An 11,665-nucleotide genomic window follows, 5' to 3' on the forward strand; every position below is an offset into this window, starting at 1 on the left:
GCGTGCGGGCAATTACCGCATGTAGTTGGGTTGCTTTGTGGGTGGTGCAGCCGGCTTGGGACGCGAATGCATTGGCAGGCCGAAGCCGAAATCGAATTGGGGTGGGTCACGCGGCCTGCATTGCGTTTCCAGCAGCGCGCGGTCGAAGGAAAACTGCCCGGTACCGCATTGTTCGCGGTCGCTGGGGGTGACCTGCTGCGCCTTGCAGCACCAGCCAGAAAAGGTGTAATTGTTGCGCCAGCGTACCGTTTCCAGAAGCTCGGCTGGATCCAGCTGGCGCATGCGCGCGACCCCGCGCAAGTTCATCACGTATTGCTGGCCGGCCAGGATGCGTGCCGCTTGCGGGCGCACTACGTTGACGTTGCCCTGCAGTACTGTGATACCGGTCTGCTGCGCGGTGGCGCGGATATTGATGCGGCTGTTGTTGATGGCGTCGAGCGCCGGGCTGTCGATGCAGAACTGCTGTTTGTCGACGAACACCTGACCGCGCAATATTCTGGACAGAATGCAGAAACCCGATTGCAGGCGCTTGACGAGAAAAATCGGGTCGGTGTCCTGATCCAGCTGGAACAGGCCGCCGTCGGCAAATTCAATCAGCCCGCTGCTGGCGTTGCCGGTGGTGACAGTATCGCCGACGCGTATCGCCTCGCCGCCGAAGGCGCGGTTGCCGTTGAGGAACACCTGACTGCCGGCCACGCCGAGCGTGCCGATGCGGTCGCCCAGAGCGGGCTCTTTGTTATATATGCCGCCTGCGCAGCCGGTCAGGGCGAGGAGCAGCCCCAGTAGCAATACGGTGAACGGTGATATTACGGACTCTGATCTCATGGCGTTCTCCTCGTTGGCATGGCGGCGCGGCCTGCGAACAGCGTTTCGATCTGGCGGATCTGTGCGCTGCGCACCGCGCCGACGGGCAGCCACAACACGCGTCTGGCGTGCGCATCCCACAGCACGAAATCGCGCTCGGTCCGGTTCAGCAGGAACAGTTTTTCAGCACCGCTGCCGGGCCAGGTCGTGGTCGTATCGAGGCTGATGACCGGCAGGCGGATCTGGCGCTGCAACACGCCGTAGAGCATCGGCAGCAATACCGTGTAGAGCAGTACAATCAGCACAAACGGCGCGCTCAACAGCAGCCGCCAACGCCACGGCGCGGCCACCCGCCAGGCCAGCAGCAGCAGTACCGCAGCCTTGAGCAGCATCAGCAAACTGTTGGCAAAAATGGCCTTGAGACGAACGCTGTCGCCATTTAGCAGCAGAGCGCTCAGACTCCCCGCCGCGGGCTGCTGTTGCACAAACAGCAGGTTGGAGATTTGCAGCGGCGCATTCAGGCTTTGCGGGTCTTCGCTGCCCACCAGCAGCAGCACCAGCAACGCGGCGAATACCAGCGCCCGTGCCGGCCCGGATTGGCGTATCTGTGCCAGACGCGCGTGCCAGCGCGCCCGCGCCGCCCCCAGACGGTGGCGCATGAAATACCCCAGCGGTGCCAGTACCAGCAGCACCAGCAGCGCCACAAAACCGGCACTGATGAGCAGATTGAGCAGGATTTCGCCGAGCAGACCGAGTACGTCGACGAGAAAGCGCCCGCCCTCCTCGACGTAACGCTCCTGGCCGTAATTCACCAGCCCGGACAGCCCGAGCAGGTGCAGTTGCGCGGTGCTCAGCAGGTAGCCGCAGGCATACAGAATCGCGCCGATGCCGGCCAGTGCGCCGGACAGCCAGCCAACGAACAGTGCGATGCCTTTGCTTAATTCCATGCGAGTGTCCTGCTTTTATTGCACCGTTCAAGCCCCCATGCTGTCGTCCATCTGCGCCAGCGGACGGGCCGCCTCGCGCAGCGCGTCGAACGCCTGATCCAGCGGCACCGGCTGGTTCACAGTCAATTTGCCGACCGCGTGCAGCGGCACCAGCAGATCCTGGGTGTCGTCCGCAGAATGGATCCACAACGCCTCGAAATTGAGCGCAGGCACGCGCAACAGGCGCAGTTCGCTGTCTTCGCCGTGCTGTTCCGCCGCCTTGAGGGCGACCGCCAGGCCGCGTGTGAATGGCTCCAGGTGAAACTTCGATGCGGACATTTGCAGCACGCGCGGTTGCGTGTCTTCACTCACGTCGAAAAACGCCTGCGCCGTGTCGCCACGCATTTCGTACACGCGCAACCCCACAGACTGTTGTGGTGGCGCGGGTTCCGACAGCAACGCATCCAGTCCTATGCTGTAGACGCGCTGCGCCATGCCGAGCGCGGCGTGCGCCTGCTGGTCGAGGATGTGTTGCTCGCTGGCGGCTGCCCGATCCTGTTTCAGGCTCAGCAGCGGACGCGCTTCGCGGATGCGCTGCAGGATGGCTTCGTCGGCAATCAGGTATTTGATCGGCATTTTGAAAAAGCTCTTGGTAAAGTAGGTGTGGGTCCAGCTGCCGCTGCCCTGGTAGTTGCTGGAAAAATCGGCGACCGTGAGATGGCTCTTGCCGTAAATCGGGTCGTCGATATCGAAGTATTCAAGACCGATAACCAGACTGTAACCATAGATCATCACGAAATGTCCGCCACCGCCGCTCCAGCCGATGCGTGCGCCGACCGGCCGACCGGCGTCGATTTCGGCGCGCACCTGGGCAAACCCGGCCTGCGTGGCGCTCATGCTGACGAAGTTGTTGGTGCGGGTCAGCGCGCAGTCGAGGTACCACGGCACGTTGCACGCCGCAGGCACGCTGCTGTTGCAGCAGTCGTTGTGCGCCAGCTCGGCGTTGGCGACGCGGCACTGGGTCCAGCTGTTCCGGAACCACCAGTAGAAATGCGACACGCTGGTGGCGTTGGCCGCCCAGCACCAGTTGGTCTGGGTCTGCGCCTGCATGGTGAACGCCAGCTGGCGCGATGCAAACCACCTTCCAAACAGCCTGATTTCCTGTAACAGCGCGCTGTAGGGGCGGCTGCTGACGGCGACGTATTCGGCAATGTTCATGGTTCGTTTCCTCCTGTGACTGTACGGCAGACATCAGCTGTTGCCGGATCCGGTACTGGTTTTGCGCTTGCCACGCTTGGCGGGCGCGGGCTGGGTGCTCCACGGGATCGGCATTTTCAAAATGCTTTTCGGCCCCAACAGACACGGCGTCTGCTCGTATTTGAGGCGTTTCAGGCGTGCACTCACGCTTTTGATCAGCGTGACGAAGTCGGGATTACCGCGCTGGCTGCGGCTGGCGCGCAGGGTTTCTGCCAGGCTGTAGGTAAACGCGCCGAACGACTGCACGCCGTGACGGTATTCGTACGACAGCTGGTTTTCCTGACAGGCTTCGATGATGACCGGCAGGTAGGGGCCGTGGTGGCCGAGTGCCTTGCGCGTGCTGTTGTAATCCTGTTGCGTCAGCCCGCGCAGGCCGATGGCGCGGCCGAGCCGGTAGCTCGCGCCGCTGCTGCCCAGATACGCCGCGCCCTTGTTCTGTTCCAGCGAGCGGTTGGTGGTGGTGAGCGAGCGTTCCTCCCACATCTGCAACGCGGCGTTCCACTTCAGCGCGCGGTGGCGAATGTCGTCGGGCGGGGTGATGCCGCGCACGCGGCGGCTGCCTTCGCGCGCCATGCCGCCGGAGTGGCAGCAGTCGAAAATGGCGGCGAAGTAGCTGTCGTAGGGCAGCTGGCTGTAGAGGCCGAGAAACTGTTTGTCGGTGATGGCGCGCGCAGGCGTCCAGTCGAAATCGTAGGGCACCAGGCATTCGTTCAGATGATCAACTTCGTCGCTGGCGCCGTAGGCCGGTATCTGCGCGCCATGGCCGGAGTAGAACAACACACGCTCGTCGCCTGACTGCACGCCGTCAAGCAGCCAGTGCAGGCGCTCAAGAATGCCGTCGGCGGTGGCGCGCTGGTCCAGCACCACGCGGATGTCCTCGGCGGCAAAGCCGCATTCCTGCAACACCGAACTCATCAGGAACACATCGTTGACGCAGCCTTCCAGCCGGTTGGCCGGATCCGGGTAGTCATTGATGCCGACCAGCAGCGCACGCCGCGTTGGCTTGGCGCTGGCTTTCTGGAATGCCGCCAGGCCGCGCGTCATGACGCGTTCGGTTCTGGCGCCCGACAGCACGCGCCATACTGCGCTGCGCGTGTTGGGATGGCTGAGGTAGTGCGTAGCGTCGTGGTTGAGCGGGTCGTTGGGGATGTCGAACTGGGTGCCGATTTCCTCGAAATTTCCCGCGTTCAGGCGGATCCCGGCGGTCATCACGTGGTCGTCCGGGTTGTACAGGTGAAACCACTGCTTGGCGCTGTTCAGGCATTCCAGCCGACCAGCAAAAGCGTCGCGCACGCAGGGATTGCCGATCTGCGCGCCGAGTGAAACGAAGGTCTTGCCCTTCAGCGCCGCCGGGTTGCGCAGGAAGGTGTCATAGCAGATCAGCGAGCCTAGGCTGTGCCCTAACACCGCATCGTAAGCACCCGTCTGCATTTTTTGCAGCACTGCGTCACGCGCCGTCGCACGCAGTTTTTCGTCGCTCACCCACTGCGCCACCATGCCTGCGCTCCAGCGCAACTGCTCCGGCATCTCGAACAGCCCGCGCTCGCGCGTGAACAGGTCGCCCACGCCGTGCACGATGCCGCTCGCCAGCACATTGGCAAATGCGGCGGCATAGGTCAGCGGGTTGTGCGGCGCCTGGTCGAACAGCGCGTCGTACTGAAGGAAATCGCACATCACCTCCAGTTCGGGACTCCACGCCTGCAGGCCGTCGCGGATGGCCTGCGTCCACGACGCCTGCAGATTCGGGTCGACATCGCCGTGGCCGACGCCGTGTACGCACAGGATGGAAAGTGACTTGGCCATACGGGTTCTCCTTGGGCAGATTTACGGTTTACGTTTCTCGGCTACGTCAAAACGCAGCCCGCTGGCGGCCTCGCCGCGTCCGGCCAGTTTGCTGCGGCCGATCCACAGCCAGCTGCGACCGTCGCTGCTGCGCGCGTACTGGAATTTGCGTTTCAGGCTGGCGCCGATGCGCGGCACTTCTTCCTCTTCCAGCAGTAGCGTGTCGTGGATGTCCATTGGCTGGTTCGGGTCGCGCCGCAGCAGCCAGCCGCGCGGGTAGAAGATATAGGCCTTGATATGCGCGTCTTCGGCAATCGCCAGCGGCGTGATGAAGTCGGTCTGCGCGTCGAGATTGGCAAGAAATTTGTCGTAGTCCGGGTCGTCTGCGACCAGCGTCACCGGGTCGGGATAGAAGCGCTTCATGCCCGCGCGCGCCAGCTGAATGTCGAGCGGCGCGGCGAAATCCAGTCCTTTGCGCGTTGGCAACAGCGGCGTCCAGTTGGCGGGTACTGGCGTCGCCAGCCGGTAAATCAGTTGCGGTGCGACGGCCTGTGCGTCGGCTGCTGTCGGGAATTCGATCTGCTGGCTGAACGCCAGCCCCTTGGCCTCCAGGTCGCGGTCGAGCGGCTCGCCGGATACGCCCTGCACGGTTTTTTCGATGGCCCAGGCCAGGTTCGCCATTTCGTCGCGCACCAGCAGCGTGTGTTCGAGTACCGCGCCTTCCTGCACGCCGTCCAGGCTGTCGGGCAGGAACAGCGTGCCAGTCAACTGGTTCCCCAGATTCGGCGAGGCGCGCAGCGCGTACATCTGCCACGGCGTCTGTCCGAGCGGCTGGATCGGTCGCACCGTGGCGGGAATGCCGAAGCTGTCGACGACTTCGAACGCGTCGTTCTCCAGCCGGTACAGCGCGCCCACCGGCAGGCGCACCGGCGCCATGAACCAGTCGTTGCCGAAGCTCAGCGCAAACTCGGTGACGCACATGCGCGCCAAGTCGGTGGCGCCCGCCTCGGCGCCGGCAAAGTTGACCTGGCCGTCCTCGAATTCCCAGTAGCGTTCGGCCGGCATGCCGGGGTAACGCACCGGCGTCGGGATGCGCTGCGCCACGCTGAAGGTGTGTACCTGCGCTGCATCTCCGGGGGCGGTGGTGGCGATAAAATCATCCCAGTCGAGATGGCCGTCGGTGTATTCGGCGGCGTCCAGCGCAATGTTGCCGCTTTTCAGCGCAAACGCGTATTCCATGCGTTCGCGCTGCCACGCCGGGTTGTTCGCGGCGCCCTCGTACACCAGCGCGTCGTACCAGTCGAGCCAGGTCTGCAACAGCGCCTGCGTGGCGGCGTCGTTACCCAGCACGGCAGGCACACCGGTCAGCACGCCATCGAGCAACAGTGGCTGCAAATCCGCGCGCAGGGCGCTGGCATCGACTGTGCGCCGGTCGAACAGCTGCGACCACAGCAGCCCGGCCTGGTCAGCGGCGGCCTCAGTAGCGGTCGGCGCCGACAGGCTCAATGGATAATTTTGCAGCAGGGCGGTGCGCAACGCAGGCGGGCTCATGCGCAGCAACTGCAGCCCGGCCTCGCCGCGCAGGCGCGGGTGGGTGGCCCACACCGGCTCGGCCTCGACGCGGGTTTCCAGCGGCACGCCATCGAGCGCTTGCCACGGCTGCGGCTGAACATCGGTACCGGAACGGAATGCGTCAATCGGCGCGCCCTGCACGGCAAAGCGCAGCTTCAGCGGCGTGCCCGCGTCCTCGCCCTGGAATTCGTTGAACTGCCATTGTCGCGCCAGCAGCCAGAGCGGGTCGGCCAGCGGCGCCTGCAGCCCGGTTTTCATGCTGACGGCGGTGGGCAGGGTTTCGAGCCGGGTGTAACCGGTGATCGACGGCTGTTTCTGCGCCAGTGTGAATACGTCCTTGTTGACTGCGAACGCCTTGTCGAGGATGTAAGCCATGGCCGTCTCCTATTTGCCCAGCGGAATAACTTTGAGCGTGGCGTCGGCGCTTACCAGGCTGCGCCACTTGCGCCGTTGCATTTCCAGAAAACGCACGCTCGGCAGTTCGTTGGCGTAGCTTTGCGGCAGGTAATTGCCCGGCAACAGGGTGCCGAGGCCGCTGCCCAGATCGCCGGGGCGCACCGCGCGCAGCCGCGCCAGATCCCAGGCTTCGTGTAGCACGTCGAGTACGTCGTCGAACGCCCAGTTTTCCTGTTGCTGAGTCGGCGGCAGCGCCAGCAGGATGGCCTGCGGCGGGCGCGCGCCCGGCGCGTCGTAGTGAAAGCTGATGGCCGCAGTCTGGTATGGGTCGGGGATGAATTCCGGCCAGTCGTCGCACACCAGACCGCACAGCGTGCGGTCGGGCGTTTGCGCCTCGAGGCCGCCGGGCGTGTGCAGCGCCAGCGCCAGATCGGGCGCTGCGCGGTTGATGTCGTGATACGGCGCGCCCGCCTGCTGCGCCACGTAATCGCGCAGCTCTTCCGGAATCTTGTCGAGGCCGGGTGGCGTGCCCTCGGGCGCGCGCCAGGCCTCGGGCAGTGCCGCCCAGACTTGTCCGGGGCGATACGGGTACTGCACCAGCCTGAAATCCTGCGCGGCGCTGACCTCGACCAGCGCCTCGTGCGCGCTCAGCGTCGCCGCGAACCGATCCAGCCCCGGCCGCACCCGCGCCAGCCCGGCGATCCAGCCCGGCACGCGCCATTCGTCGTGGTGGTTGAGTGCGTCCTGCTCGGCCAGCGAGGCGTTGAAGCCGCCCACATACGCCCCCAGACTGAAGCGTGGCAACAGCGGGAAATCCTTGCCCAGCAGCGTTTTTACCTGATTGATAGACTGTTGTACCAACTGGCCGTGGGTCGCTACGGGCTGGTCCTTTGCCAGAGCGATGGGCGCATTGATCTGTTCGAGTTTGGCGTCGAGCAGGCTGTTCAGCGCAGTTTTTGCGACCCCGGCGCGGGCGTCGCGCTGCGCCGTGTCGGCGCCGGGCGCGTCGATGGCGATCACCTGCTGAGGCCAAGCCTGCGGCGGCAAAAAATCGTCCAGCGCGGCCAGATTAGCCAGTAGCGCAGAGGCGTCGGCGCTGGCGGCGAGCGCGGTTTTCAGCGCGACAAATTCATTGACCAGCGCTGTCGCGCGCGTCGCCAGTTCGGCCTGATCGACGCCGGGGTATTCGCCTTCGCTGGTCGCGGGTTCGAGCTTGTCATCTGGCACCACGACATCCTTGCGCGTGATCGGGCGGGCGTTGTCGAGCAGCGCACGCAGCGTGGTGGCGAGCGCCTCCAGATGTCCGAGTCCGAGCTGGCCTAGCGCAGCCCCCTGCTGCTGGATATCCATGCCGGTGACGCTGGCCGGGTCGTTGACCTTGCCCGACAGCACGGCGACCAGTCGCCCGCGCAGCCCGGTATCGGCACTGCCGCTCAGGCCGGACGGCGTCAGCGTGGTGGCGGCCAGCACCAGCGACAGCGGCGCATAGCCGAGTTCGACCAGATCAGCGGTGACCGGCTGCGCGTCGATAATCTGCTTGCCGGTTTCATCCAGGCCACGGTATACCTGCGCCGAAAATGAATAGCGCGCCGGGTCGCCGAGCATGAACGCCAGCCAGGCATTGAGGCCGGGCTCTACCGTCGCGTGCCGGTCCTGCGGCCAGTTGCTTTGCATGGGCGGCGGGCACAGCAGCGCGACGCGCTGGGTGTAGCTGGCGCCGCCGCGCGGCGTGCGCGTCACCTGCGGTTCGACCGGCAGCGCCTGCTTGTCGGCCACCGCCATGCTGGCGGCAGCACGTTCGAAATTGCCCAGCACGATCTGGTGTACGCCTTCGGCCAGCAGCAGGTCGGCGACGCTGTCGGCCAAGTCGATGGCGTCCTGCATGACGGCAGCCACTTTGTTGTTCCATTCATCGGGTGTCGGTTGGGTGCCCGCCGGGTTCTGGACGAACTTGTCGATGGTCTGTTGCAGGTGGCGCAGCACCGCCTGCCGGTCAAGCTGCCACGCTGCCAGCAGCGCCACACCGTCAACCACATCGCGCGCGCCAATCGCTTCCGCCGGTTCTCTGATGGGTTGATCACCGCGCCACGGATACGCCAGCCGCAGCGGCCAGATCAGCTTGCCGAGCTGCGCATCGCGCAGGCCGCGCTCGATGCGGTAACCGTACAGCGCGGCCAGCGGCTGGTCGCGCGTCAGCCCTTGCAGGATGCCTTGGGCGCGCTGGGTACGCAGCGAATCGAGCTGGATATTGAATGCGCCCTGCTCGTGGTTGGCGGCAAAGCCGCTGCGCAGCAATGCGGCACTGGCGGCTTGCGCCAGCGACGGCGCCAGCAGGTAGCCGTCGCTGTCCGGACGGCGGTCGGCCTTGAGCCCCTCCACCCAGGCATAGCCGCCGACATACGTGCCCTCGGCCTGTGTGTCGCGCAACTGTTTCAGCCGGTAATTGGCGCGCGCGCTGTACCAGGCGTCGAGCCGATAGGAGAACGCGTCGAGCGTGGTGCGGAACGCGGTATTGAGCTCGCCGATGCTGCGCCCGGCCAGATAGTCAAGGCTGAGCTTGACGCCGCCGAGGTCGCGCTGCGGTTCGAACAGCGCTTTGAGCGCGTCGTGAAAATGGTCGGCGGCTTTCACCGCGTTGCCCGGTGTCAGGGTCAGCGGCTGCATCGCCAGCGTTTGCAGCACATGTTCGCCCAGCGTGGCCTGGCCGGTGAGCGCGGGGATGGCGACATGGGCGAGCTGTTTCGGCGTGCTGACGCTGAAACTGGCGTGCGTATCCAGCGGCGCTTCGATGTTCACCTGAATGGACAGGCTATTTGTCGACTGGATAAATGCCCGGCTGCGTTTGCCGTTTGCAACCACTGCGTCGCCATGCTCCAGATCCACTGAACACGCCAGCAGCGCCTGCAGCAGCGCCGGGCCGGACTGGTTTTTTCCGATCACGTCCTTGTAGGTGGATTGCGGCGGCTTGAGCGCGTCCGCCATCTGTGCCAGATAGTTCTGCTCTGGTTTGAAATCCCTGAAATAGCTGGCGGCAGGCGCTTCCTTGCGTTCATCCTGCGCGTCGGCCAGCACCCAAGGCACCCCGGCCAGGTCGCCCGGCGTATACGGCGGATCGGGCAGGAAGTTGCTGCAATTGATGGGCAGGCTGTAGCGGGCGCTGGCCTGGATGCCGAGCGCGGCCAGCAGGCTCTGGATCAGCTGTTGCTTGGGCGTCTGCGCATCGACAAAAGGGCTGGGGCTCAAGCACATCTGAACCGGATTTTCGTCGCGGTAATACGCGGTCTGCGACCACGGCGCGGTTTGCAGGATGGCCTGCGCCACCTCGACATCGCCGTCGCGCAGCAGCGGCACCTTGTCGCGCACGGCGACGTCCCACAGCGGGCGCAGCACGCCCAGTACCTTGTTGATGCCTTGATGCAAGGCCGGGTCGCTCCGGTCGGTGTAACGCTTGCCCAGCACCGGCAGCACGCCGTAGGGCTGTTTGCCGACACGCAGCACCGGGAGTGCGCCGCCCGGGCGCAGGTAGGTTTCGGCGTAGTCGCGCAGCGCATACAGCGTCGGGGTTTTGAGCAGGCGGTCGGCGTCCTTTTCCACATACGCCGGATTCCACAATTCCATCAGGTAGTGGCCGAAGGTGCCGCGCCACAGCGCGTTCATCATGTGCAGCGCGGTGCGTTGTTCGGCCAGGTGGGCGTTGACTATGTTGTCGGCAGGCAGGCGGTCGGCGGGAAGGCCGAGCGCGTGGGTCAGCAGTTGCAGCGCGTCCTGTTCGGCGGGCGGCGCGGCGGTATCGGGCGCGGCGGTTTCTTCCGCCACGCTGTAGCCGGACGGCGCGGCCTCGGTGTTGTTGGTCGGCGTGCCCGACGGCATGAACGCCAGCCCGCTCGAATCGCGCTGCGCCGCCAGCAGTTCGGCCAGCTCGGCGGCGCTGGTGGCGGCGTCCTTGCTCCACTCCAGCCCGACGATCAATAAGCGTTCAAGCGTATCGCTGGCGAGGCTGAAGCCGCGTGCGTCGTGGTGCTGGCGCAGGAACACATCGACCGCCTGCTGGCTGACTTCGAGCGCCATGCCGTTGGCCACCGCGGCGTCGAAATCCGCCAGCCAGGCGCGTTCGCCGCTGGTGTCGAGTATTGCCTCGGGCTGGTCGAGCGCGAGCAAGTCCGGCGACAGGCGCAGCTCGTCCGGGATGCGCGATCCCCACACGCGGAACACCTCGCGCCGCCCGGCAGCGTAGCCGATGGCGCACCAGCGGTCCGGCAGCAGCAGCGCGCGCGCCTGCCGGGCACGCGCGTCGATGCCCGGCGGGTCGGGAAACTGCGGCGCGACGTTTTCTTCGCCTTGCGGCACGGCGTTGTCCGGCGTCAGCAGGCGTAGTATCCAGGCGCAGCGGTTGCGCCCGGCGAGCTGCGCCAGATCGCGCTTGAGCCGCTCGGCGCCGGCGCTGTCGTGGGCAAACAGCGTCTGCCAGTACGCCATGCCGGCCGCGCGCTCGGCGTCGGTCAGCGCGGCGGTGTGCTGGACGATGTTGATGTCGTCCGGGTAGACGCGGATGCGCAGACTGTCGGGGATCTGCGGAAAGGCCGGGACATAGCGCGTTTCCAGCCGCATCGGCAGCAGCGCGATGGGGTGCGCCGCGTCCAGCGCCTCGACCAGCAGCGCCGGGTCACGCTCGCCCAGCAGGCCGTCGGCGAGGCGGTCGATGCCGGATTGCGCCTCGCGCTGACGCGCTACCAATGCGCGCCGGGTGGCCTGCGCCTCGGTCAGCTGGACGCGCAGCGGTTCGGTGAGATTGGGCGACGCGCCGTCGCGCAGCGCAGCGTCGAGCGCCGCCTGTTGCGCCGCGAGTTGCGCGTCGAGCGCGCGCTGTTGGGCTTGCAACCTCGATAAATTCAGACGTTGTTCGGTGAGGGCGGTGAGGTCGAGTTGCA

The 11,665-nt window shown here is 65.6% G+C and carries 7 protein-coding genes; 1 reads left to right on the top strand and 6 read right to left on the bottom strand.

The annotated features are described in order from the left end of the window. Positions 1 to 12: 12 nt before the first annotated feature. The 6 genes from EI185_RS02775 to EI185_RS02800 are packed head-to-tail and all read right to left on the bottom strand — an operon-like array spanning position 13 to position 11,213. Positions 13 to 825, bottom strand: a complete 813-nt coding sequence (locus EI185_RS02775) for a FecR family protein (protein ID WP_124703602.1) — start codon at positions 823 to 825, stop codon at positions 13 to 15. Continuing rightward, positions 822 to 1,751, bottom strand: a complete 930-nt coding sequence (locus EI185_RS02780; protein ID WP_124703603.1) for a hypothetical protein — start codon at positions 1,749 to 1,751, stop codon at positions 822 to 824. Before EI185_RS02780 ends, EI185_RS02775 begins: the two co-directional genes overlap by 4 nt. Positions 1,752 to 1,778: 27 nt before the next feature. Then, on the bottom strand, positions 1,779 to 2,948 hold the full coding sequence (locus tag EI185_RS02785) for a papain-like cysteine protease family protein (RefSeq protein WP_124703604.1): 1,170 nt from the start codon (positions 2,946 to 2,948) through the stop codon (positions 1,779 to 1,781). 33 nt (positions 2,949 to 2,981) lie between these two features. Beyond that, a complete protein-coding gene (locus tag EI185_RS02790; RefSeq protein WP_124703605.1) occupies positions 2,982 to 4,790 on the bottom strand; it encodes a caspase family protein in 1,809 nt (602 codons plus the stop codon). A gap of 21 nt (positions 4,791 to 4,811) precedes the next feature. Beyond that, positions 4,812 to 6,716 (bottom strand): hypothetical protein, encoded by a 1,905-nt coding sequence (locus EI185_RS02795; RefSeq protein ID WP_124703606.1) that lies wholly within the window; start codon positions 6,714 to 6,716, stop codon positions 4,812 to 4,814. A gap of 9 nt (positions 6,717 to 6,725) precedes the next feature. After that, entirely contained in the window at positions 6,726 to 11,213 is a 4,488-nt protein-coding gene (locus EI185_RS02800) for a hypothetical protein (protein WP_124703607.1), read from the bottom strand. On the opposite strand from EI185_RS02800, the gene EI185_RS02805 reads away from it, so the two are divergent. Continuing rightward, positions 11,184 to 11,624, top strand: a complete 441-nt coding sequence (locus EI185_RS02805; protein WP_124703608.1) for a hypothetical protein — start codon at positions 11,184 to 11,186, stop codon at positions 11,622 to 11,624. The two genes, EI185_RS02800 and EI185_RS02805, sit on opposite strands and share 30 nt — an antisense overlap. Positions 11,625 to 11,665 lie beyond the last annotated feature (41 nt).

Source organism: Sulfuriferula multivorans, from assembly GCF_003851125.1.
GTDB lineage: Bacteria > Pseudomonadota > Gammaproteobacteria > Burkholderiales > Sulfuriferulaceae > Sulfuriferula > Sulfuriferula multivorans.

Coding starts and splice junctions, on each gene's coding strand:
- EI185_RS02775 (WP_124703602.1), bottom strand. CDS start 825: ATGAGATCAGAGTCCGTAATATCACCGTTCACCGTATTGCTACTGGGG.
- EI185_RS02780 (WP_124703603.1), bottom strand. CDS start 1,751: ATGGAATTAAGCAAAGGCATCGCACTGTTCGTTGGCTGGCTGTCCGGC.
- EI185_RS02785 (WP_124703604.1), bottom strand. CDS start 2,948: ATGAACATTGCCGAATACGTCGCCGTCAGCAGCCGCCCCTACAGCGCG.
- EI185_RS02790 (WP_124703605.1), bottom strand. CDS start 4,790: ATGGCCAAGTCACTTTCCATCCTGTGCGTACACGGCGTCGGCCACGGC.
- EI185_RS02795 (WP_124703606.1), bottom strand. CDS start 6,716: ATGGCTTACATCCTCGACAAGGCGTTCGCAGTCAACAAGGACGTATTC.
- EI185_RS02800 (WP_124703607.1), bottom strand. CDS start 11,213: ATGGCGTACTGGCAGACGCTGTTTGCCCACGACAGCGCCGGCGCCGAG.